The organism is Nitrosomonas sp. JL21 (assembly GCF_009833095.1).
In the GTDB taxonomy this organism is placed as follows: domain Bacteria; phylum Pseudomonadota; class Gammaproteobacteria; order Burkholderiales; family Nitrosomonadaceae; genus Nitrosomonas.
This window is the reverse complement of sequence record NZ_QRCB01000033.1, coordinates 1-24,690: the sequence shown is the minus strand read 5'-3', so window position 1 is coordinate 24,690 and position 24,690 is coordinate 1. Positions and strand designations below refer to the sequence as shown.

The window sequence follows — 24,690 nt, the reverse complement described above, 5'->3', positions numbered from 1 at the left end:
GGATCCTGTTATGCAAATTTATGATTTGATCGGAATCGGTTTTGGTCCTTCCAATATAGCGCTTGCCATCACGCTCGAAGAAAAAAAACTGATGAATCATCACATCGAATCCTTTTTCATTGAAAAGCAACCCAACTTCGCCTGGCATGCCAACATGATGTTGGATAATGCGCACATGCAGGTTTCTTTTCTGAAAGATTTGGCCACGATGCGCAATCCCTGCAGTTATTTTACTTTCACCAATTATTTGCATCAGAAGAACCGATTGCAGGATTTCATCAACCTCAAGACGTTCTTCCCCAGCCGGCACGAATTTAACGATTATCTGGCCTGGGCCGCATCACATTTCGATCATTGCTGTGCCTATGGTGAAGAAGTGATTGAGGTACTGCCCGAGAAACAGGGAGATGACGTGTTATTGCTGCGGGTCCGCTCACGGGATCAACAACACCTCATCCATGAGCGATTGACACGAAGTCTGGTGATCAGCATTGGTGGCCAATCCAAAGTCCCGGATTGTTTTTTATCTTTGAAAGGCGATGCGCGCGTTTTTCACTCGCACCATTATCTGCAAAAAATCAAAGAACACACTAAAGCCAAACGCATTGCCGTCGTCGGTGCGGGACAGAGCGCATCCGAAATTTTCCTCGATTTGCATCAGCGATTCGATAGCGCAAACATCGATCTGATCATGCGTGCTCGATCAATCAAACCGTCCGATGACAGTCCGTTTGTGAACGAAATTTTCAATACCGATTTCACAGATTATGTGTTCAATAGCCCTGAGCAGGAACGTGGCAGGATTCTCGGGGAATTTTGGCATACCAACTATGCTGCGCCAGATCTCATGCTGATCGAGCAAATTTACAATGTGTTCTATCAACAGAAGGTCGCTGGAAACGAGCGGCATCGATTCTTGCGGCGCCATACCGTCCGAAAAGCCATTGCCAAGGCGGATGGCATTCAGTTCACGCTGCATGACTTGAACAATGATCAGGAAAAATTGATGAGTTATGACGTTGTGATCCTTGCAACCGGCTATCAGCGCGATCATTTCAAGTCGTTATTGACTCCTTTGCTGCCATATTTCAATGACTTGAAAGTCAATCGTCATTACCGGATCAATAGCGCGCCGCAGTTCAAACCCGCAATTTTTCTTCAGGGTGCCTGCGAGGCCAGTCACGGCTTAAGCGACACGCTGCTATCAGTCACGGCGGTGCGCACGAATGAAATCGCGCAAGCAGTGATCAATACGATCAACCAGCCCAAAAACATGCCCTCGAAGCGATCGGCGAGTTCGGCAGTGGTTTAACAGCTCATATCAGCACATCTATAATAACAACAGGTATCTAAAATGAAGTTTTTGAACAAGCTTTACATTAGCTTGCAGTATGTCTTTGCGCCAGTTTTCTGGCAGTTACTATTTTTTTTGTGGTGCGCCAACAGTTTCGCGCAAACACAACCATTGCCGGAGCAAACGGCCGATTCGAAAAAGCAACCTGTATCCCCCGCAGTAGAAGCGCCGAAAAGTACATCCGATAAAACCAATCCGCCGACGTTTCCAACGGTCACCGTTAAAGGGAAAGCTGCCGAGGAAGTTGCCGGTTATGTGGCCAAGCGCAGTAACACTTCAACTAAGACCGACACGCCGATTTTAGAAACGCCCCAGTCAGTAACTGTAGTGACACGACATGAAATGGATATGCGCAGTGTGCAGAACTTTACCGAAGCACTCCGCTATGTGCCGGGTGTGACTGTTGATCAATTCGGTTTTGATGGCCGCGGTTTTGAATATTTGTTCATCCGTGGATTCAATGCGTTGAACACTGCAAATTTCCGCGATGGCCTGAGTAATTCGGCATTCGGGTTTTTCAGTCAGTTCATTACGGAAACGTATGGACTGGAACGTGTCGATGTGCTTCGTGGCCCTTCGTCGGTGATGTTCGGCCGCGGCGATGCCGGGGGTATCGTCAATCGCGTGACCAAACGGCCGAGCGCAACGCCGATCCGCGAAATTGAATTTCAATATGGCAATTTTGATCGCAAACGGATCGCTGCGGATCTTGGCGCCGTCAGCAAGGATGGTAAGCTCATGTTCCGGCTGGTGACTACCGCGCTCGATACCGATACCCAGGTCAGATATCCGAATACCGGCGGCGATCGCGCCCATAATGAGCGTTTTTATATCGCGCCGTCGGTAACCTGGCGCCCTACGGTGGATACCACGATTACATTGATGGGAGATATACTCAATAACCGCAGCGGCTCATCGCCTTTTTATATTGCTACCCCGGAGGGCAGATTCAGCAACGTTCTGCAGGGTGATCCGAAATTTGCCAAATATAACACCAATCAAGCGTCATTCAGCTACCAGATCGAGCATCACTTCAATGATATTTTCACGGTGCGGCAGAATTTCCGCTATGCGCAACAGAGAGGGCGCTTCCAGGATTTATTTTCAGTAGGATATAACACGCCAGATCAGCCGACATTGATTGATCGGGATGCTTATGCCACCAATGAACGGTTGAACCAGACTGTACTCGATACGCATCTGCAGGCAAAATTCAATACCGGACCTGTAAATCATACCGCGCTATTAGGGGCCGACTGGAATCAAACCAACCTTTCGCTGAAATATTTCCAAGGATATACCAGTGGCTTCTTTCCTCCGAGCATCGATATTTTGAGTCCTGCGTATGGCATATCCATTCCAAGACCGGATTTGATGTTGCAAGACACCAAACAAAGAGTCGATCAACTGGGTTTTTATATTCAGGATCAGATACGTTACAACGAGAATTGGATTCTGACATTGAGCGGACGCTATGACAGAATCAATAGCACCAATAAAGATCTGCTGGATCCTTCGTTATCCGCTAAAAGCAATGACAGCGCCTTTACCGGACGGGCTGGGTTGACCTATTTGTTTTCGAACGGTATCGCGCCGTATTTCAGTTATGCGCAATCGTTCATGCCACAGGCCGGCTTAAGCAGTGACGGCACACCATTCGATCCGACGCGTGGCGAGCAGTTCGAAGCCGGTATCAAATACCAGCCCGTCAGCGGGAAAGGCTTGTACACAGCGGCTTTCTTCGATTTGACCAAAACCAATGTTTTATCGCGAGATCCCACGGATGAACTGGGTTTCCGCTTCATGCAGATCGGTGAAGTCAGATCACGCGGTGTCGAGCTTGAAGCACGAACGGAACTCTTGCGAGGACTGAATGCGATCGGTTCATTCACGTATCAGGATGTCGATAACGTTAAGGAAACGGATTTCAGAGGTAAAAGACCGGTGCAAGTACCGAAGATCATGACTTCGGGATGGTTGGATTATTCCTTCGGTGCTCTCGGCATCGATTGGTTGCGCGGTTTTGGTTTGGGAGGGGGCGTTCGTTATGTCGATTTTACCTTCAACGACGAACTCAACACTAGTAAAACGCCATCCTATACATTATTCGATGCCACGTTGCGCTATGAAAAAGGGCCGGTGCTGTTTACCATCAATGCCAGCAATATTTTTGACAAGCATTACATATCCTCGACATTCTTCGGCAGACATTATCTGGGTACGGAACGGACTGTCATCGGTACGTTGACGTTCCGCTTCTGACATGTGCGGAGCCTATTGAATGACTCTAGATCCTGATCTGGCCGCTTTTCTTGAGCTTGTTGAGAGCGCTGCGCTCAGCGGAGAAAAACCGGCCATGTATATGTTGACACCCGAACAGGCACGATTCGAATACGATACCTCGACGCAGATCCTCGATGTTCCCGGTCCAGAGATGGCGAGTGTGACGGAAATCGCCATTCCCAGTCGGGATGGCGAAACGATCGAAGCACGCTTGTATCAACCGCTGGAATGTGTCGGTACATCAGCACCGAAGCCGGTTTTGCTGTATTTTCATGGCGGCGGCTATTGCATCGGAAGTCTGGATTCCCATGATTCGCTCTGCCGGTCGCTGGCAGCATTGACGCCCTGCTGCGTGCTGAATGTTGCTTATCGGTTAGCGCCTGAGTACCGCTTTCCCACAGCAGTTCATGATGCACAGGATGCTTATCGTTGGGTACTATCGTCCGGATCCGGTTTCGACTTGGATACAAGTCGGGTGGCGGTGGCAGGGGACAGTGCCGGTGGAACGCTGGCGACGGGCTTGACGATAGCTGCGCGTGATGAACAATGGCAGCAACCGGTCTGCCAGGTCCTGCTGTATCCGTGTACCAGTGCGTGGCAGGACGACTCGTCTCATCAGCGTTTTGCGCAAGGCTATCTGTTGGAAGAAAAGACGCTGCAATGGATGTTTGGCAATTATCTGCGCAATGAAGCCGACCGCCTCGATTGGCGTTTTGCCCCGCTCCGCGCCGAAAATCTAAAGAATCTTGCCCCGGCATTTCTGATTTTGGCAGAATATGACCCGCTCCTCGAAGAAGGCATTGCGTATGGGGAAAATCTCAATGCCGCCGGGGTGAGTACGCGTACCAAGATTTATGCCGGTATGATCCATGATTTTGCGCGCCTGGGAAATATTGTTGATCAGGCGCTTCAGGTTCGCAAAGAGATTGCCGGTGCGCTTGCTGAAGCATTTTATGTCTCCGCGGCGCGAACTGATGCGCAAATTTTCGAGGTCTGATTGTATACGGGAACGATGCCATTCATGAGGGTTTTGATAGGTCTGATGCTTTTGATAGCTTTGGCAGGTTGCATGACGCCGCCGCAGCGGTCGGTTCAGGAGGTTGGGGCGAAGGTGCCGGATCAGTGGGGCGAGGAGACGGCATACAGTGAGTCGATTCCTGAGCATTGGGGCGCACTTTTTGCTGACGTGCGATTACGCGAGCTGATCGATACTGCGCTTGAGAACAACTATGAGTTGAAGGCGGCATCAGCACGGGTGGATGCCGCGATTGCGCAGGCGCGAATCGATGGGTCTGGCCGCTGGCCGCAGTTTTTCTTCAGCGCCGACCACCAGCAGGTACAGATTCGCGAAGCAGGCTTTGGCTCATCCCGGTTCGGGGTGTTCGAAGCGCTGTTTGGCGTCAGTTGGGAAATCGACGTCTGGGGCCGGATCCGCGATTTCCAACGCGCGGCGATGTCGGAAGCCGATGCGACCCAGGCCGACTACCATGGCGCGCGCTTATCGCTGGCGGCGCGCGTGGCGCAGAGTTATTTCGAATTAGTGGAAGCCAAGCTGCAGGCGGCGGTGGTCGAGCAATCGATCAAAGACCGCACTATCATCGCCAACCTGGTGCGTGGGCGCTTCCAACGCGGCCTGGTGCGCGGCCTGGATCTGCGCCTGGCCTTGACCGATCTGGCGAACGCCGAAGCGGAACTGAAGGAAGCGCACAACAGCATCCAGATCATCAGCCGGCGCCTGGAGACTCTGCTGGGCCACTATCCGCAAGCCGATCAGCACGTCGCGGCAGTATTGCCGCCGTTGCCGCAAGCGCTTGCCGCGGGATTGCCCGCCGAACTGCTGGAACGCAGACCCGACATCGTGGCCGCATTCGATCGCCTGGAAGCGGCGGATTTACGCACCACCAGCTCGAAGAAACTGCGCTTGCCGCGGGTGACGCTCACCGCTGCCGGCGGCACGCGCAGCGTCGACCTGACCGATTTAGCCGATCCCCGCTCGGTCGCCTGGAATGTATTTGCCGGACTGATGCAACCGCTGTTCACCGGCGGACGCATCACCGGCGAAATCTTTCGTCATCAAGCGCTCGCCGAGGAAGCGCTGAACCTGTATAAAAATACCGCGCTGAATGCCTTTCGCGAAGTGGAGCAAGCCCTGGCCGCAGAAGAATGGCTGCGGCAACAGGAAGTGGCGCTCCGCAAAGCGGTGGAACAAACCGAATCCAGCCAGAAGCTGGCGATCTATTCGTACCGCAATGGCCTGATCCAGATTCTGACACTGCTCGACAGCTACCGCAGCACACTGAATGCGCAAAGCGCTCACTTATCGGTTACCCGGCAATTACTTAGCAACCGCATCAACCTGTACCTGGCATTGGGCGGGCATGTGTAAGGAAGGCATGATGAATATCGCACACACTCGGATCAAGGGCTAACCATGCGCCGACAACTCTTCATCGCACTGCTGATCGCCATCGTTGGGATACTGATTGCCGTTGTGCTGCTGTATGTACCACCGGAGACCGAACAGCAGGAAGACAGCGCCAAGCCGCCACCGGTACAATTCATCAGCGCGAAGTTCGAACGCCTGCGGCTGGATGTGCGCTCGCAAGGTCGCACGATGGCGCAGACGGAAATCGATCTGGTCACGGGCGTCTCCGGCAATATCATCAAAGTGTCGCCATCCTTCGTCAGTGGCGGATTTTTCAACAAAGGCGATCTGCTGGTCGCGATCGATCCGGCAGAATACGATCTGCGGGTGGCGCAGGCGCAGGCTCGGGTCATGGAAGCCCAGTACCAATTGACGCGGGAAGAAGCCGAAGCCGAGCAAGCGCGTGACGAATGGCAGCAACTGGGGCAGGGCAAACCTAATCCGTTGAGCTTGCGGATACCGCAACTGAAGGAAAAGAAAGCCAAGCTTGCGGCGGAACAGGAAGAGCTCAAGAACGCCAAGCTGCTTAGGCAGCGCACCGACATCCGCGCGCCGTTCAATGGCCGGGTGCGCAGCAAGGACGTCGGGGTTGGGCAATATGTCGACGATGGCACGATTTTGGGCAAGATCTACAGCAGCGACATGGCCGAGATCCGCTTACCGGTGAGTACGCAGGAACTGGCCTTCATCGACTTTCCAGATGTGCCGGATCCATCCTTTGCAACCGCCCAGACGGCGGTGACTCTGACGGCACATTATCAGGGTCAGTCGCATACCTGGATGGGAAAGATCGTTCGCAGCGAAGGCGTGGTGGATTTTGCGACCGGCATGCTGACGCTGGTGGCGCAGGTTCCCGATCCGTTCGGCTTGGGGGCGAACAAGAAAGGCACGCGTAATCAGCGCAATGGCGCGATCTTGCCGATGGGATTGTTTGTCGAAGCGACCATCGAAGGGCGCTGGTTCGACGATGTGATGATAGTGCCTGAAAGCGCGCTGCTGAAGGACAATCGCGTGGCGGTGATCGACGAGCATGATCGGTTGCGCTTGCGCGCGGTGACGATATTGCGACGGGAACGCGATCGTGTCATCGTTCAGACCGGACTGCACGCAGGCGAACGAATATTGACCGCCGGTCTGCATCATCCGGTGGACGGCATGGCGGTGACGCCGGTAGAGCCGATTCAATGAACCTGATTACCTGGTTCGCCCGAAATCCCATTGCCGCCAATGTGTTGATGATTGTGATCATCGCCGGTGGCATACTGAGTCTGAGCGTTGCGAAGCGCTATAACATTCCACCGATGCCGCAGCAGCAATTGCAGATCGAAGCGGATTATCCTGGCGCCGGACCGGCCGAGGTTGAAAAGGCCGTGTGCATTCCCATTGAGGAAGCCATTCATGAATTGGAGGGAATTCGGCATATCAATTCAATGGCTCGACAAGGCAATTGTGAGGTGACTGTCGAATTTGATCCCGCAATCGATGTGGCACGTTTCCATGCTTCGCTGCAAGCGAGGATACAACGAATCACAGTGCTTCCCAAAGAGATCGAGAAACTGAAAATTCAGGAACTCAAAACCGATACCATAGCAGTTACCGTCATGGTGCATGGTGAAGTTGGCACGCGCGCCTTGATGCGTCAACGCGATCAACTGCAGGCGATGCTGAGCAAGCATCCTAACATCGGCGTATTGACGCCCTGGCCTCAGCTTCCCTATGAAATTTCCATTGAAATCACTGAAGCGGATTTGCACCGTTATGGATTGAGCTTTGAAGAAATAGCACAGATCATTCGGGCTTCTTCGCACAACCTGCCGGCAGGGGAACTTAAGCAATCACATGGCAAATTGCTGTTGAGAAGTAATAATCAAGCCATGACAGTAGCTGACTTTGCGGCTATCAATGTCCGGCCTGGTCATCAGGACAAGCATTTGTTGCTCGGAGAAATTGCACACATACGCGAGACAGTAGCTGATCGGGATATTCTGGCGAGAATCGATGGCAAATCGGCGGTGCATTTGTTTGTCATGACCAAAGATCAGATTGCCAGTACGGTCAAGGCGGTGAATGAGGTCATTGCGCAGTTCCGGCCTGGATTGCCGGACGGGATTGATATTACGATCTGGGATGACTGGTCAAAATATTATGAACACAATATGTCGATGCTGCTGGAAAATGCGGTATCCGGCTTTATTCTGGTGTTTCTGGTGATCATGTTCACGATGCGGTTTTATCTGGCATTATGGGTAAGCTGCGGGATCCTGATTTCCTTGTTCGGCACGTTGTGGTTGATGCCGTTGTTGGGCATTTCACTCAATACCTATTCCATCGCTGCGCTGATTCTGATTCTGGGCGTTCTGGCGGATGATGCCATCATCATCAGCGAGAATATCTATACCCATCAGCAACAGGGAAAACCCGGCCTGGAAGGCGCCATCAGCGGTACGCTTGAGGTTGCGCAACTGGTGATTCTGATGGTGTTGTCGACCATGATTGCTTTTGTTCCGGGATTGTTTTTGCCGGGGCTGAGTGGTTATCTGATGTATAACATTTCCATGGTGATCATTGTCACGCTGGTGTTTTCGCTGATCGAGGCGTTGTTGATTCTGCCTGCGCATCTCGCGCATGAATTTACCGTGACTGCTCGTGATAATGCCTGGTATCGCGCCGTGCATACGATGCAGCAGAAAATGGACGAGGGGTTGCACTGGTTCGTTGGTCATGTCTACGTTCCAGTTCTGGCTTCACTCTTGCGTCTGCGCTATATCACCGTCGCCGCTTTTTTTATGGTGCTGATCATTACAGGTGCGCTGGTGTTTTCGGGTCGCATCAACAGCGTAATGGAAGCTCCTGTGAACGACTACTACTTGCTCGCCAATTTTCAGTTTCCGCCAGGTACGCCGTTTGCGGAAGTCAATCAACAAGTGATGCGTCTGGAAAACATTGCCAACGAAATTCGGCAGGAATTGAACGCAGAACTGGGATTGGGGCCTGCAACTCAATTGCAGGACAGCTTCCAGCATATCATCACGGTCATCGACGACAATTTCGGTTTTCTGGATATTGAACTGGCGATTGATGAACGCGTGCGTTCCCGCATGGACTTCATCAAGAAAGAGTGGCAAGAACGGTTCGGTGAACCGCCCGCTGACACCACATTATCGTTCCAAACTTTTTGGCCGCGTGATCTTGGCATGCCGGCCACGAGTGCGGTTAAAGCGATTGAATTGAAATTGATCGCAACCGATGTGGCGTTGCAGAGCGCTGCCGGTGAAATCTTAAAAAACCACCTCTCGAATTATGCCGGCGTTCATAGCGTCACGGGGAGCATGCAATCTGGCAAACCCGAGCTTCGCCTTAAGCTTAAGCCTGAGGGAGAGCGTTATGGACTTACACTTCAGAGTTTGGGGGAGCAAGTTCGGCAAGGCTTCTTCGGGCTGGAAGTTCAGCGCTTCTTTAGAGATCGAGAAGAAGTCAGGGTGATGTTGCGTTTAGCTTCGACTGATCGTCATTCATTGGATGATCTGATGCGTCTGCCGGTTCATCTGAACACTGGACATATGGTGCCGTTTTCGGTCGTTGCAGAAGCTGAATACATGCCGGGATTTTCCAACATTACTCGCCAGGATCGTGAACGGGTGCAATTGATCAGCGCTGATGTTTTTAAAGGGAAAGCGAATACCGAAGCCATCCTGGCTGATTTGCGCGCAAACGTGATTCCTGTCCTGGAGAAGCAATATCCTGGATTACGGATCGAGTCAGGTCAATCGCGGCAAAAGCAGGAACAGGCCATGTTAATGCTGTGGGGATACGGCGGATTGGCAGTGCTGGGTATCTATGCGTTGTTGGCCGTGCCGCTGCGATCGTACATTCAACCACTGATTATCATGCTGGCGATCCCTTTCGGTTTCATCGGGGCGGTAGTCGGTCATGTGCTGTTCAATATTCCCTTGTCGATAGAATCGTATGTCGCGTTATTTGCCGTGGGAGGGATTGTCATCAATGACAGTCTGATATTGATGTCGAAAATCAATGAGATCCTTCAAACCAATCCACAGATTTCCAGAGCGGTGATTCTGGCGGGAAAGGCGCGCTTTCGCGCAATATTCTTGACGACGTTGACCACCGTGATGGGGTTATTGCCTTTGATTGCCGAACAAAGCTCCGACGCGGAAAAACTGATGCCGATGGCGATCACTCTGAGCTGTGGCATTTTTTTCTCATCAATGGTAATTTTATTGCTTGTTCCAGTAAGTTGCGTAATCCTAAAAGAGCTTTCTAATGATGAAAATCTACGATAAGAAAAACACCTCAGACACAACTATCGATTTTCGACTTTCTTAGTTGGTTTAGTTATACATAATCTATTGAAAGTATGACAAATACCCTGTTGCAGGTATTTTAGGCCTAAATACAATAGGCGATGGCTGAGGAAAACAAACGGTTAAAGCGGATGTATGCGGAAAGCCAAATGCAGAATGAGCTGTTGAAGGAGGCTTACTTGGAAAAAAGTGGTAAAGCTCTCACAGCGCAAGGTAATGACACAGCGAGCAGTACAGGATAAGTCCGTTAGTATTGTTTTGGCCTGTACAACATTTGGCATTTCTGAGACCTGCTATCGTTATCGACCCATACGCAGCGATGAGAATGAGGAAATTAAGTAGGCCCTAAACCTTTTGCATTCAATTCTGCAAGCGCTTCTTCAGTTTTTTGAAGATGACCCAAACCCATCCCGCGTAATACATGATCAGCTTTAGTGTATTGAATCTTACTATAAGTCGTTATTTCAATACGATTTCCCCAAGGGTCAAGAAAATCCAGAAAAGATCCACTTAGAAGTTTGACACCCATATGTTCTAGTGTTTGTCTCACCAATTCCTTATTGTCCACTGCTATTCCAAAATGACGCTTCTGATCGGCTTGTCTATTATCATTTTTTATAAAATTGATAAATTGATCTCCAAAATAAATAATAGCTTGCAACTCATTCTTTTCATGAACTTCAAAATTCAAGAAATCGCTATAGAATTTTATGGCTTCCTCTATGTCCCCAACTTCTAATGCCACATGATTTATGCCTACTGCATTTGCTTTCATATTTTTTCCATTTAAATCAATTCTTAGTTATCAAGTGGATATCCTGGATATTTATCGTTTTTCATTGAGCAGCCAATTGAATTCAAGAAATTGAATGTCTATATATTCATCTTTGAGTAATTCTCTTGCCCGTGGAGTATCGGCCAGGCTGTCGCGATAGTGTGTAAAGAATTGTCCAAGACTGGACCAACCCTGCCATCCTCGTTCAAAATCTTTACTGTACCAGTCGAAGATTTCTGAAACCTCCAGCCTTTCCATCTCTTCATTGTAACGATTATGCGAACGGTCCGATAAAAAATTGCGTGTTGCTTTTTCCAATTGGTTTTCCAGTTCTATGCCAGTATAAGCGCGATTAAGCAGTGCCGGGCTGCCAATGGATCCTTGATGAAGCACAAAATGAATGCGCGGCTCATCAAAATATTCAGGCTTGCGTATCATGTCTTCAATATCATTTAATGAAAGAAATTCCCCGAATAAAGCGATGAAAGCTAATTCTCGCTGATTTTTCAATATAGATCTTAGGCGGGTTTTCCATGAAAGCGTAACCGGTGCGTAAGCTCTCAGGTTAAAAAGCGAAGAATAGCTTCTAAGGATCATTTCTATTGTGGCTGCATTGTAGGTATTGATCAAAAAAGCCAATTGCTCTGATCGATCCCAACTGAAGAAATTACTTTTTTTGACTTGTTCAAGCTGGGATAAATATTGCCGCAGCTGACCATGATATTGCGCAAACCCGAGATAATTTACTTGACTGGTTTGCTCTGAATTTTTTGTGACAACGTGCGCCCGTAGCAATCCATCCCATACTGAATGGTCAAATCGATTTGCCAATACGTTGTGCGAAGTCAAACATAACAGTAACGCCAGTATTAATTGCTTGATCGCCATCAGAATATTCTTTACTTAGGTGTGAGTTTCCATCGTTGTTTGAAATATTCAATAAGATACCGTATTAATTAGATATTTTGATCAACTTGGGCCAACGATCATGGATGGAAAAAATAATATCCAATCAGATTGGAATGTTCGGTCAGCAAAATATGTGAACGAATCAGTTATCAAAGAATATTGGGATGATATTCTTATTCGAAACAGCACAAATTATATCAAGCCCTTAAATCCTTTGGGCAGATCATAAAATCCGATTTTTCCTCCGTTATATTGATGATGTTGAATTACGACAGGCTATTGAAAAGCAACCCAACAAAGTCAAACTCGCCAACAGGTTCACACGAGCTATAGCCGTCGGGAATCCGCGAGGATTTACGGCGACGTGCTTTATCGTTCGCTACCGCACTGAATCAAAGAAAATTTTCATGTATCAATTTAGCTTGATCTTTAAGTACGGCATGAAAGAAGCAGCAAGTGCAAATGAATATGTGATTAGAAGATTTTACGGAGAAAAAATATGCACTTAGGAATGATTGGCCTTGGGCGAATGGGATCCAATCTTGTGCGTCGGTTAACTCAGGATGGCCATACTTGTGTTGTATATGACGTCGATCCGATCGCTGTAAAGTCCTTGGCTGGCTTTGGGATACAAGATGCTTATTCACTTGAAGATTTTATCTCCAAACTCACTCAGCCGCGTGTTGTATGGATAATGGTACCTGCTGGGGTTACAGGCAAGACTGTCTCGGATCTGGCCAAGCTCCTTTCTGGCGGGGATATTATCGTTGATGGCGGCAATAGCTATTACCGGGACGATTTAGAACGCGCCAAGGCCCTGAAATTGCAGCAGATACATTACGTCGATTGTGGAACAAGTGGTGGTGTATTTGGATTGGAGCGCGGCTACTGTCTGATGATAGGTGGTGAAGATGACGTCATTCAGTATCTTGATCCGATTTTTAAAAGCCTTGCGCCTGGACTGCAGGCTGCGCCCCGTACCGCGGGGCGCGAGAATATGCCCTGCACTGAAGAATATGGTTATTTGCATTGCGGCTCGAACGGTGCGGGTCATTTTGTGAAAATGATACACAACGGTATCGAGTATGGATTAATGGCCGCTTACGCTGAAGGGTTCAATATTCTTAAACATGCCAGTGTCGGTCTGCACTCGAGGTCGAATGATGCCGAAACCACTCCGCTGCGGGATCCTGAAGCATATCAGTACGAAATTGATGTCGCCAAAGTTGCTGAGGTATGGCGCCGAGGCAGCGTGATCTCCTCTTGGCTCCTTGATTTAACCGCGACCGCGCTAGTAGAAGATTCAGACCTCAAGCAATTTTCAGGACAGGTATCGGATTCGGGAGAGGGGCGATGGACGACCCTCGCCGCCGTTGATGAGGGTGTGCCAGCGCCAGTCATTAGCGCAGCATTATTCGGGCGTTTTGAGTCCAGGGGAAAAGCCGATTATGCTGATCGCATTCTTTCAGCCATGCGTAATCAATTTGGTGGGCATATTGAAAAGCAAAGCGATAATAAATGATGAGGCAGCAAAATTCCTACCAATTACCGTCCGATGCCCTGGTGTTATTTGGTGCTACCGGCGATCTTTCATATAAAAAAATATTTCCGGCACTGTATGCAATGGTCAAGCGAAGCGCATTCAAGATTCCTATCATAGGCATCGGTTTTTCTGGATGGACTTTGACGCAGCTGCGAGAACGCGTAAAAGATAGTATTCATACTGTAGTTGAAAATCCCGATTCAAATGTGCTTGATCGATTGCTCTCGTTGTTTGACTACGTAGATGGTGATTATAAAAAGTCAGAAACATTTCAGTCACTTAAAAACAGCCTTCAAGGAATACGGTATCCTACTTTCTATCTCGCTATACCGCCAACGTCTTTTGAATTCATCATAAAAGCACTGGGTACCTCAGGATTGTCAGAGCGCGCTCGTATCATCGTAGAAAAACCGTTCGGGCGTAATCTGGCATCGGCAAAAGAACTCAATCACACTATACATTCAGTTTTCCCGGAAAATTCGGTTTTTCGTATTGACCACTTTCTCGGTAAAGAAGCGATTGCCAACATCCTTTATTTTCGATTCGCTAACTCTTTCTTGGAGCCGATCTGGAACCGGAATTACGTAGCCAATATTCAAATTACCCTGGCAGAAGATTTTGGTATTGATGGACGAGGCAGTTTCTACGATGAAGTAGGATGCCTGCGTGATGTAGTTCAAAATCATCTTTTTCAGATAGTCGCTCTGTTGGCGATGGAGCCACCGGCAGGTCATGAGATCGAAGCTCATAGAAATGAGAAAGTTAAGGTCTTTCAAGCAATGCGTCCAGTAAAGTCTGACGACTTGGTCAGAGGCCAATTTGAAGGCTATTGCCAGGAACCAGGTGTGGCGAAAAATTCTGATACCGAGACATATTGCGCCTTGCGTTTATTCATCGATTCATGGCGTTGGGGAGGGGTACCCTGGTATCTTCGCTCGGGTAAATTGTTGGCAGAAAGTGTTATAGAAGTCGTGGTGCAGCTGAAAGCGCCTCCGCAGAAATTGTTTGACGATGCATGGCCATCGATGAGTAATACCAATTATTTGAGGTTTCAGTTATCTCCGTGCCCTGCTATCGCATTAGCCGCTCGCGTCAAACGCGTCGGCGAGGAATTCATTGGTGATCAGAAAGAGCTTTATCTTCTTAATGCTCAACCAGATGAACAAGCGCCCTATGATAGGCTTTTAAGCGACGCACTGACTGGAAACGGCACACTCTTCACTCGCCAAGATGCAGTGGAGGCAACCTGGGCTGTACTAGATGAAATTCTCTCCATACATCAGCCAGTTAAACTTTATAAGCCTGGCAGTTGGGGTCCGGCGGAAGCAGACGCCCTTATTTCAAACATGGGCGGTTGGCATATTCCTAAACTCATTGAAGCGAATAAAAAACCTGTGTAAAAGTTAATTTGCTTAATTAAACGATGACGCAAGGTTAGGGCGGTAGCTGTAATTCCTATGTTTTGACATCAGGAAAAGGAAGAAATATGAATGCTACAGAACAATTGCACAATCTTGGTCAGAGTCTCTGGCTCGACAATATTACCCGTAGATTGCTAACAAGCGGCACGCTCGCTCGCTATATCAATGAATTTTCGGTAACGGGCCTTACTTCAAATCCAACAATATTCGAACATGCCGTTCTGAACACCGACTATTACGATGAGGCGATTCGTCAAAAAGTGTTAACCGGTAAATCAGGGGAAGCATTGTTCTTTGAGCTCGCCCTAGAAGACTTAACTCAGGCAGCAGATCTTTTCCTGGCGATTCATCAGAATACCAACCGAATTGATGGATGGGTATCGCTGGAACTTTCGCCTCTGTTGGCTAATGACACTATTGGCACTGTTAAAGCAGCGGCACAGCGGTATGCGCAGGCGCAGAGACCCAATTTTTTCATCAAGATTCCCGGAACATCCGCAGGGATTCCGGCGATAGAAGAATCAATTTTTATGGGAATACCCATAAATGTTACATTATTGTTTTCACGTGAACACTATATCGCGGCGGCCGAAGCTTATATGCGAGGCATCGAAAGGCGCATAGCCGCGGGTCTTCCTCCAGTCGCTTCCGTTGCTTCCATTTTTGTCAGCCGCTGGGATGTAGCTGCCAAAAACATCATGAAGAGTGATTTTATCGGCAATCATTTAGGTATTGCCATGGCCACACGCATCTATAGAGCTTATCACGATTTGCTCGCGTCAAAGCGTTGGCAGAAACTGGCTCTTTCGGGTGCTCAACCCCAGCGCCTGCTATGGGGTAGCACAGGCACGAAGGACCCTTCAGCTTCCGACACTCTTTACATCGAAGCACTCGCCGCACCTGGCACTATCAACACCATGCCTGAGAAGACGTTATTGGCTTTTGCCGAACACGGCAAGATAAAAAATATGCTATCGATTGATAACGATTCTGCTGAAAAGGCCGAAGCGATAATTGCCGAATTTAATCAACAAGGGGTTAATGATGAAGAGTTGGCCGCCCAGCTTCAGCGTGAAGGAACGACATCTTTCGCAACATCCTGGGATAACCTGATGAAATGCATTGCGTCTAAAAGTGACGCAGTTATGCACAATTCTTGACGGAGAAGATAAACCCATGTCAGCTACGGCGCAAATCGACCAAATGTGCATCAATACTCTTCGCTTTCTATCACTGGATATGGTTCAGAAGGCTAACAGCGGCCATCCCGGTCTTCCTCTCGGCGCTGCCCCGATGGCATATATACTATGGACGCGCTGGCTTAAATTCAATCCGCGCCACCCCCAGTGGTTCAATCGCGATCGTTTTGTACTTTCGGCTGGGCACGGTTCTGCGTTACTGTACAGTTTATTGCATCTGACCGGCTATGATCTCTCGCTGCACGATATCAAACATTTTCGTCAATGGGGCAGCAAAACACCGGGGCATCCGGAACGCAGTCACACACCGGGTGTGGAAATTTCCACTGGGCCATTGGGACAGGGCTTTGCCAATGCGGTAGGAATGGCAATTGCGGAGTCGCAGCTTTCGGCACGCTATAACCGGCCCAATCACACCGTCATTGATCACCGTACCTTTGCGCTCGTCAGTGATGGCGATCTCATGGAGGGAATAGCTTCCGAAGCTGCTTCTCTGGCAGGTCACCTCAAGCTTGGCAAGCTCACGTGCCTTTACGACGATAACCATGTCACCCTCTCAGCCCCTACCAACATCACTTTTTCAGAGAACTGTGCGCTACGTTTTGAAGCTTATGGCTGGCATACTGTATCGGTAACTGACGGCAATAATCTCGCAGCAATTGATGCCGCGCTCACCGCTGCATGTGCAGAAAATAACAGACCGACACTGATCCTGATTCACACCCATCTCGGGTATGGTTCACCGGAGCAAGACAGTTTCAAGGCGCACGGCTCTCCGCTTAGTCCGGAAGACGTGCATCGGACCAAGCAGAATCTGAACTGGCCAGTCGAACCAGATTTTTTGATTCCAGACGAGGTACTCTTCCATTTCCGCCAAGCGGTAGAGCGAGGTGCTCAGAAAGAAAATGCATGGAACCAGTCGTTGGAGGCTTACACTGGGGAATTCCCTGAGATGGCTGAGGAGCTTCAGCGTCGTATGCATGATGAACTGCCGTTGGGTTGGGATACAGATATCCCAGTATTTGATGCTGACGCGCAGGGGCTGGCTACGCGTGTTGCATCAGGCAAAGTAATGAATGCTATTGCACCCAGGCTACAGGCTCTGATCGGTGGATCAGCCGACCTTGATCCATCGACCAAAACAGCTCTGAAGGGCGTGGGGGATTTTAATCCGCCATCGACAAAAAGCGTTAATTCACAAGATTCCGAGAAAACGAGCTGGAGCTATGGCGGACGCAATGTGCATTTCGGGGTTCGGGAACATGCGATGGGTGGGATCGTCAATGGTTTGGCGGCTCATGGCGGGTTTATTCCTTATGGATCGACTTTCCTGATCTTCTCCGATTATATGCGGCCTGCTATTCGATTGGCGGCATTGATGGGACTGCACGTAGTGCACGTATTGACACATGACAGCATTGCATTAGGAGAAGATGGTCCGACTCATCAACCTGTGGAACAACTGGCAAGCCTGCGAGCAATCCCGAACCTCATCGTAATCCGTCCCGCCGATGCTAATGAAACCGCCGTTGCTTGGCGCGTTGCTGTAGAAACACGCAATCGGCCCGTGATATTGGCACTGACTCGCCAAGAAGTGCCCACGCTCGACCGTGTTCGGTACGCCGCTGCAGAGGGCTTGCGCCGGGGTGCTTACGTGCTGAGTGATGCACCTAGTGGCAAACCTGATTTGATCTTACTTGCCAGTGGTTCCGAGGTTGGTTTGATCGTGGCGGCAGCAGAATGTTTGCAGATACAGGGTATCGCAGTGCGCTGTGTCTCGATGCCGAGCTGGGAATTATTTGACATATTACCGCAAGCGGAACGCGATGCCGTGTTATCTCCTTCGGTGAAGGCACGACTTGCAGTGGAACTGGGAGTGTCTCAAGGCTGGGATCGCTACATCGGTGCCCGAGGCGACATGATCAGCGTCGAACGCTTCGGAGCATCTGCCCCGGCCTCTGTAGTTTTATCCGAGTACGGTTTTACTGTCGACAATATTTGCATCCGTGCCAAGGCTCTTTTGGCTTGATGACAGTACTCGAGGGCTATAGTTGATGCCGGTTAGTTGCCCGACATTCTGAAGTTAGATATTCACATTGCTGACTTCAATCGAGGAAGAAGATTATGCATGTTATCTTGATTGTGACTACAGCAAGTGCGTTGGAAAAGTCGGCAAAAACTGCCACTGATAGGAAAATTATCGCTATAGGTGCTGAGGTGGTTCCATGACATGGCCAGTTCTGATTTCGCCATTCGCTCATTTATCTGAAGAATCGCTCTCACTGAACGGGCATCCTGTAAGTCATCTTGCAGGAAGACAGGCTCCTGCTTGCCTATTGATAGATCCATCCAGCCTTAGGAAGGCTTATTATGAAGTTCCTGATTACTCAGTCCAGTCGCAACGCGTCATTTTCGGAACTTCAGGGCATCGTGGTTCCTCCTTCGAAAAAAACTTCAACGAGTGGCATATTCTGGCGATAACCCAGGCTATCTGCGATTACCGCAGACAACACGGTATCAGTGGCCCTCTTTATCTCGGGTGGGACACGCATGCACTCTCTATGCCTGCTTTTATCAGTGCACTTGAAGTATTGGCAGCCAACAATGTAGAAGTTTTGTTAGCAGCCGGGCAGGAATACACTCCCACTCCGGTGATTTCTCACGCCATACTTATCTACAATCGAGACAGAAATTCAGGATTTGCAGATGGCATTGTAATTACGCCGTCGCATAATCCGCCTGATAATGGCGGTTTTAAGTATAACTCTTTGAATGGTGGACCTGCCGCTACCAACGTTACCAAATGGATCGAGATCAAAGCCAACACATTTCTTGCTCGCGGTCTACAAGGAGTAAAAAGAATTCCATTTGAACGGGCTCAACATGCTGATACCACGCATCGGCACGACTTTATGAACAGTTATGTCAATGACCTCGACAGTGTGATCGATATAGATATGATTCGGGGCGCAAGTATCAGAATCGGCGTGGATCCTATGGGCGGTGCCGGAGTGCATTATTGGGGACCGATTGCTGAACATTATCGATTGAATCTTACTGTAGTGAACGAAGTCGTCGACTCCACTTTCAAGTTCATGACGCTAGACTGGGATGGTCAAATCCGAATGGATCCTTCTTCATCTTATGCAATGCAAAGACTAATCGATCAGAAGGATTGTTTTGATATCGCGATCGCTTGTGATACTGACCATGACCGACATGGGATTGTCACCCCGGAGGTAGGATTATTACCGCCTAATCATTACCTTGTTGCAGCAATTTTTTATCTCTTCAATTATCGGCCGCAGTGGAGTGTAAATGCAGCGATTGGTAAGACAGTGGTCAGCAGTCAGATGATCGATCGTGTGACAGAAAAACTCGGGCGGAAATTATATGAAGTTCCAGTAGGCTTTAAGTGGTTTGCCGAGGGTCTGTTGAGCGGTTCTCTTGGATTCGGCGGCGAAGAAAGCGCAGGCGCATCCTTTCTGCGTCGAAATGGCGAAGTCTGGACCACAGACAAGGATGGAATTGTTCCGGCTTTGCTTGCGGCTGAGATGACGGCGCGCCTAGGTCGTAATCCAGGAGAAATCTACCATCAACTGGCGCTGAATGTTGGCGAGCCGTTTTATGATCGGGTTGAGATGCCAGCAACTCCAGAGCAAAAAGAAAAACTTTCTAGACTTTCACCTCATCAAATTAAATTGACAGAGTTAGCTGATGAAAGAATCCAGAGTATCCTTACTCGCGCATCGGGCAATAACGCACTTATTGGCGGACTGAAAGTGATGTCAGCATATGGGTGGTTTGCAGCGCGCCCATCCGGAACTGAAGATATTTATAAGATCTATGCCGAAAGCTTTCGGAGCATGGATCATCTACGATGCATCATCAAGCAAGCTCGCAATATAGTTACCAATGCTCTTGCAGAATCTACGCCCTCTATCAAGGATTCTCGAAAATAACCATTTTGAATGGGAAAATGCACTTCATTCCCCACTCCAGTTGGTAACCCTTGCTAATATCACGTTTTGACTTTCTGCCAAATCAACAAATCCATAGAAACCATGAGCAATAAAAATCTAACAATTGATGCCGAACTGGACAAGCTGCAACGTCTATCATTCAGCTATTTTTTGCATGAGACAAATCGAGCAAATGGCCTAGTGGTTGACAAAACCGCAACCGGGTGGTCCGCAAGTATTGCTGCCACAGGTATGGCATTAGCTTCTTACCCTGTCGCGGTTGAGCGTGGATTTATGACCCGCTCCGCTGCGATCGAGCGAACGCTGATCACGTTACGTTTCTTCTGGAACAGCCCGCAAGGTCCCCAGCCTGACTCTACCGGTTATAAGGGTTTTTATTATCATTTCTTAGATATGCAAACTGGACAACGTGCGTGGAAATGCGAACTGTCAACTGTAGATACCGCTTTTCTGCTGGCTGGTGCGTTAACTGCAGGAATGTACTTTTCTACCAATACCAAGGACGAAAATGAAATTCGTAATCTTGCTGATGCTCTTTATCGCCGAGCAGATTGGCAGTGGGCCCAAAATGGGGGAACAACAGTTACACATGGTTGGAAACCCGAAAGCGGTTTCATCCAATACCGATGGGAAGGTTATGATGAAGCGATGTTGTTATATATCCTGGGATTAGGTTCGCCTGATCATCCATTGCCTGAGAGTTCTTATAATCCCGCGTGGACTTCGACTTATCGGTGGGAACATTGTTACGGATATGACTATTTATATGCTGGTCCGTTATTCACGCACCAGCTTTCACATATCTGGATTGATTTTAGGAATATTCAAGATGCGTTTATGCGAATTAAGGGAATTGATTATTTTGAGAATAGTCGCCGCGCCACATATGTGCAGCAAAAATACGCGATAGATAATCCATTTAATTTCAAAGGGTACGATGAATGCTGCTGGGGAATTACTGCAAGTGATGGTCCGGGCCCTAATACTATGAAGATAGATGGTATTGAACGTCATTTTTTTGATTACATAGGTCGAGGCGTACCGTATGGCCCTGATGATGGAACTCTTGCGCCATGGGCTGTGGTAGCATCGCTACCATTCGCACATGAGATCGTACTCCCTACTCTGGATTTTTGCATTAATCAGATAAATTTAACAAACTCCAATCCCTATGGTTTCAAAGCAACTTTTAATCCCACCTATTCAGAAAAATCTAACTCTCCTTATGGATGGATATCGCCTTGGCATTATGGGATTAATCAGGGGCCGATCGTATTAATGATCGAAAATTATCGTACGGAACTTGTTTGGCAATTGATGCGAAATTGTTCATATATAATCATTGGCTTGCATAGAGCTGGCTTCAAAGGAGGCTGGTTATAACTCTTGCAGAATACAAATCTTCAGGATGGTAAGCTGATCGGAAGAACTTGCAATGAAACTCATTAAGACATTGTTTAAGATTTTTGAATCGGTCCGGCTTTTCCGGAGATTTTTTAGTTTGAGTCAAGCTGCATCAGCTGATTCCCTCAGTTGGCAACCAACTCACGAAAAGTCAGTCGGTCACAGCGGCCATCTATGATGCCGGTTATAATTCCAACAGCCGTTTTTATGAACAATCGCCTCAACTGTTAGGCATGACGCCAACCGATTATCGTGCCGGCGGAACCAATAGCCGAATCCGCTTTGCCTTAGCCGAATGCTCGCTTGGTTCTATTCTGGTGGCGGCCAGTGAAATCGGGATTTGCGCCATTGCATTAGGCGATGATCCGGACCGCTTGGCTCGGGAATTACAAGACCATTTTCCCCAGGCTGAACTGATCGGCGGCGATAACGAGTTCGAACAATGGATCGCCAAAGTCATTGGCTTTGTCGAAGCACCGGCGATTGGCCTGGATTTGCCATTAGATATGCGCGGCACCGCTTTTCAACAACGGGTTTGGCAAGCTTTGCGGCAAATCCCGGTCGGCGAGAAAGTCAGTTACACGGACATCGCCCAACGCATCGGCGCACCAAAATCTGTACGCGCTGTTGCCGGCGCCTGTGCGGCCAATACCTTGGCGGTAGCCATTCCATGTCATCGGGTCGTCTGCTCCGACGGCGGATTATCCGGTTATCGTTGGGGCGTGGAACGCAAAGCTGAACTGTTGCGGCGGGAATATCAATCGAGAATACCCGTGTAATTGCTTGCACATTGCGCTACCTGAGAATTACCGGATATCCGATGGGGCAGGGGGATTATCAAAGAATTTATACAGTCAGATTAATTCCTTGTAATTGTCTCGCTGAGTATTAAATGCCCTATGAGGGATTACTTCTTTTATATAACGTTCTGCAACGTATCTGAATGTGATTACATCTTGATGGACTGGCTTTTCATTGATCTGCAACTTTAACTGCTCATTAGTTAATCCAATCGCTGATTTTGGTACAACAGGGTGGTCCGTGGCCGGTGCGAAGGTCGCTTTTTTCATTTCGGCTGCTCCAGTAGTTCCATCAATGCTTTTCCAGAAAGTGTCTCATATCAAATTATTTCCTCAAATCCTTGATTATTTGTTTTATTACGATGAAAATCATCGCGCTCGCGATAACGCAAAGAATCAATGCTAATAAAGCCTTTGTCGCTACTAAAAAGGTACAAACACTAAAAAACAATTCACACGGCCATTCGATAAAGCTCATTTCATTTTGTCCTTATATCTACAGTTTGAACCAAGCTTATAGAATGAATCTCATCCATTCAATGACCCTCAAAGCAAAAAAACTGCACAGCATGATAATGAGAATATCTAAAGCCTTGCGACACATCGTTTTTTCCTCCCACTGGCGTAAAATTCATTCTGGTATTCTCTCGCACATTGGGCACATATCGATTTCGTGATGCTTGTTTTAGTGACACTCTTCTTTCTCACTTTACATTTTGGACATAGATCGTTCTCAGTTTGTGTCCTGCAATGCTCTGGCGTTCCATATTTGCCGCGATGGATATATCCGCGGCTCTGAGGTTTTGGGTCAAGATCTGAATAATCATCAAAATGCGATGTCATCGTCCATGTTTTTGAAACTGTTTTCGTTAGCGCTGCCTGCTCCTGCTTGGGTTGGAGTTTGTGCGTTCTGGCCTTCCTGCTTGCTGCCGAGCATTTTCATTGTGTCGCAATGATATGGGTTATATAGCGCTTGATGCCTTCTTTATCGGTGTATTCTTTGTTTCGAGTCGGCCTTCGATATAAACTGAACTGCCTTTTTTCAGGTATTTCTCGGTAATCTCGGCCAATTTCCGGTAGAGTACAATTCGGTGCCAATCTGTTTTTCTTGCACCTCGCCAGTTTTTTTGTCTTTCCATTTCTCTGTGGTGGCGATTGAGATTGCCGCAACCTGTGCGCCATCAGGCATGTATCGAATTTGAGGGTCTTGCCCTAAGTTTCCGATGATGGTCGCTATTGACTGATGCCATTTAATATTTCCTTATTTGAAATTTTCCCTGCCCCACGTACCCATAATTGCCCAGGTCTGAGATTAAGTAGAGATTTGTCATTGATTCTTCCTTTACGACTCATGTCCAGCATGTTTGCTTTCTGAGAACCTAGCATTAGGTGGTTCATGATTGAGCCCCTATGGTTTTGAGGCGTTTGTCCTTGATTGGGAACGGGATTACTTTGCATTTGAAGATTGATTCGCCGAGCAAACGACTAATCTCATTTCGGAAGTACTGAGGGGTTTTGAATATGTTTAATTTCGTGCAGACCTGGAAATCCTGTGCACTAAAGAAGAACCCGGTGAGCGAGTAGGGGGAAGAGAGAGAGGGAGAGAGGACTCACCGGGGGTGTAACACTTCCAGCCATCCGGCTACGCAGATTTCTCTGCGCTGGCTGGTGCGGATTAGGAAATTTCAAATACTTACAAGATATTTGCTTTAACCCGTAGTCAAGGTGCGACAAGCTCTTGTGAGCCATGAAAGTAGCAATAGGGCTAAGCATTGCTACGGATCTAATTATATACGAATATTCCATATTTGCAAATGATTTCCATTCTCATTTGTTAGTCTATAAATCAACTAGCCGCATATTTTCTTTACAGCTTCGGCAGCTTTGATCTGCCCTATTCGCGCCTAGTGTAGTTGCTCATCCATGTGCGCGATCAGAGCAAGTAGAGCCACTAGGTTGATTACTGATAATGTCAAAATACCCAACGAATAGGTTTTGTTCGCACGGAAATTTTTCATATCTGGCGGCAATGTACTCATGACGCGCCGTCCAGTTTCTCAAGCAATTCAGCGATGCTATTGCACAGGTCATCGACATCGCCGTCATTGACGATATCTTCATCAATGAACGATGGGTCAATCGGTAATCCGCTTGAATGGCCGGTTTTGATTACGTGAGGATTGTTTGGTCGGTTGATTTGCCAGAGCAGGCCGCCTTGATCTTTAAGCCATTTAGCCTTGCCTGGGAAACTGTAGTGGTCAACTAGTTCCGG

Annotated in this window: 18 protein-coding genes and 2 pseudogenes; 14 read left to right on the top strand and 6 right to left on the bottom strand. The window is 48.3% G+C overall.

The features are described 5' to 3' along the window. Positions 1-10: 10 nt before the first annotated feature. The 4 genes from ABF87_RS10710 to ABF87_RS10695 are packed head-to-tail and all read left to right on the top strand — an operon-like array spanning position 11 to position 6,023. The gene (locus ABF87_RS10710) at positions 11-1,312 is read left to right on the top strand and encodes a lysine N(6)-hydroxylase/L-ornithine N(5)-oxygenase family protein (RefSeq protein WP_160829117.1); all 1,302 of its coding nucleotides are present in this window, start codon (positions 11-13) and stop codon (positions 1,310-1,312) included. A gap of 42 nt (positions 1,313-1,354) precedes the next feature. Then, positions 1,355-3,616 (top strand): TonB-dependent siderophore receptor, encoded by a 2,262-nt coding sequence (locus ABF87_RS10705; protein WP_160829116.1) that lies wholly within the window; start codon positions 1,355-1,357, stop codon positions 3,614-3,616. A gap of 19 nt (positions 3,617-3,635) precedes the next feature. Then, positions 3,636-4,634, top strand: a complete 999-nt coding sequence (locus ABF87_RS10700) for an alpha/beta hydrolase (RefSeq protein ID WP_160829115.1) — start codon at positions 3,636-3,638, stop codon at positions 4,632-4,634. A gap of 15 nt (positions 4,635-4,649) precedes the next feature. Continuing rightward, complete coding sequence (locus ABF87_RS10695; RefSeq protein WP_160829124.1) at positions 4,650-6,023, top strand: efflux transporter outer membrane subunit; 1,374 nt, start codon at positions 4,650-4,652, stop codon at positions 6,021-6,023. A 32-nt stretch (positions 6,024-6,055) separates the two neighbouring features. Here ABF87_RS10695 and ABF87_RS15085 read toward each other — a convergent pair whose 3' ends face one another. Then, positions 6,056-6,280 carry a hypothetical protein gene (locus ABF87_RS15085; protein ID WP_240143641.1) on the bottom strand — a complete coding sequence of 75 codons (225 nt, stop codon included), beginning with the start codon at positions 6,278-6,280 and terminating at the stop codon, positions 6,056-6,058. On the opposite strand from ABF87_RS15085, the gene ABF87_RS10690 reads away from it, so the two are divergent. The 3 genes and pseudogenes from ABF87_RS10690 to ABF87_RS15080 form a co-directional block, all read left to right on the top strand. Further along, positions 6,252-7,250, top strand: coding sequence for an efflux RND transporter periplasmic adaptor subunit (locus tag ABF87_RS10690; RefSeq protein ID WP_240143640.1), 999 nt, complete (start codon positions 6,252-6,254; stop codon positions 7,248-7,250). The genes ABF87_RS15085 and ABF87_RS10690 overlap by 29 nt on opposite strands. After that, positions 7,247-10,363: an efflux RND transporter permease subunit gene (locus tag ABF87_RS10685; RefSeq protein WP_160829113.1), complete on the top strand. Its 3,117-nt coding sequence runs from the start codon at positions 7,247-7,249 to the stop codon at positions 10,361-10,363. The genes ABF87_RS10690 and ABF87_RS10685 overlap by 4 nt, the downstream gene beginning before the upstream one ends. 122 nt (positions 10,364-10,485) lie before the next feature. Further along, positions 10,486-10,720, top strand: a pseudogene (locus ABF87_RS15080) (IS3 family transposase); the annotation flags it as partial. Here ABF87_RS15080 and ABF87_RS10680 read toward each other — a convergent pair. Both ABF87_RS10680 and ABF87_RS10675 read right to left on the bottom strand, forming a co-directional pair. Beyond that, positions 10,719-11,159, bottom strand: a complete 441-nt coding sequence (locus ABF87_RS10680; protein WP_160829112.1) for a VOC family protein — start codon at positions 11,157-11,159, stop codon at positions 10,719-10,721. The pseudogene ABF87_RS15080 and the gene ABF87_RS10680 sit on opposite strands and share 2 nt — an antisense overlap. Before the next feature lie 51 nt (positions 11,160-11,210). Continuing rightward, complete coding sequence (locus ABF87_RS10675; protein WP_275689464.1) at positions 11,211-12,047, bottom strand: DUF547 domain-containing protein; 837 nt, start codon at positions 12,045-12,047, stop codon at positions 11,211-11,213. Positions 12,048-12,567: 520 nt separating this feature from the next. Here ABF87_RS10675 and gnd point away from each other — a divergent pair. The 7 genes and pseudogenes from gnd to ABF87_RS10635 form a co-directional block, all read left to right on the top strand. Beyond that, on the top strand, positions 12,568-13,590 hold the full coding sequence (gnd, locus tag ABF87_RS10665; RefSeq protein WP_160829110.1) for a phosphogluconate dehydrogenase (NAD(+)-dependent, decarboxylating): 1,023 nt from the start codon (positions 12,568-12,570) through the stop codon (positions 13,588-13,590). Continuing rightward, positions 13,587-15,011: a glucose-6-phosphate dehydrogenase gene (zwf, locus tag ABF87_RS10660; protein ID WP_345789906.1), complete on the top strand. Its 1,425-nt coding sequence runs from the start codon at positions 13,587-13,589 to the stop codon at positions 15,009-15,011. Before gnd ends, zwf begins: the two co-directional genes overlap by 4 nt. 86 nt (positions 15,012-15,097) lie before the next feature. Next, the gene (tal, locus tag ABF87_RS10655) at positions 15,098-16,192 is read left to right on the top strand and encodes a transaldolase (RefSeq protein ID WP_160829109.1); all 1,095 of its coding nucleotides are present in this window, start codon (positions 15,098-15,100) and stop codon (positions 16,190-16,192) included. A gap of 16 nt (positions 16,193-16,208) precedes the next feature. Continuing rightward, positions 16,209-18,260 (top strand): transketolase, encoded by a 2,052-nt coding sequence (gene tkt, locus ABF87_RS10650; RefSeq protein WP_160829108.1) that lies wholly within the window; start codon positions 16,209-16,211, stop codon positions 18,258-18,260. Between the two features lie 196 nt (positions 18,261-18,456). Next, positions 18,457-20,193, top strand: coding sequence for a phosphoglucomutase (alpha-D-glucose-1,6-bisphosphate-dependent) (gene pgm, locus ABF87_RS10645; protein ID WP_160829107.1), 1,737 nt, complete (start codon positions 18,457-18,459; stop codon positions 20,191-20,193). Between the two features lie 102 nt (positions 20,194-20,295). After that, positions 20,296-21,597 carry a glucoamylase family protein gene (locus tag ABF87_RS10640; protein ID WP_160829106.1) on the top strand — a complete coding sequence of 434 codons (1,302 nt, stop codon included), beginning with the start codon at positions 20,296-20,298 and terminating at the stop codon, positions 21,595-21,597. Between the two features lie 176 nt (positions 21,598-21,773). Continuing rightward, positions 21,774-22,397: pseudogene (locus tag ABF87_RS10635) on the top strand (methylated-DNA--[protein]-cysteine S-methyltransferase); the annotation flags it as partial. A gap of 75 nt (positions 22,398-22,472) precedes the next feature. Here ABF87_RS10635 and ABF87_RS10630 read toward each other — a convergent pair. From ABF87_RS10630 to ABF87_RS10620, 3 genes are all read right to left on the bottom strand, one after another. Beyond that, positions 22,473-22,688, bottom strand: a complete 216-nt coding sequence (locus ABF87_RS10630; protein ID WP_160829105.1) for a hypothetical protein — start codon at positions 22,686-22,688, stop codon at positions 22,473-22,475. A 692-nt stretch (positions 22,689-23,380) separates the two neighbouring features. Further along, positions 23,381-23,557 carry a single-stranded DNA-binding protein gene (gene ssb / locus ABF87_RS15075; RefSeq protein WP_240143637.1) on the bottom strand — a complete coding sequence of 59 codons (177 nt, stop codon included), beginning with the start codon at positions 23,555-23,557 and terminating at the stop codon, positions 23,381-23,383. An 896-nt stretch (positions 23,558-24,453) separates the two neighbouring features. After that, the coding region (locus ABF87_RS10620) for a hypothetical protein (protein ID WP_160829104.1) at positions 24,454-24,690 on the bottom strand (237 nt) is incomplete at its 5' end.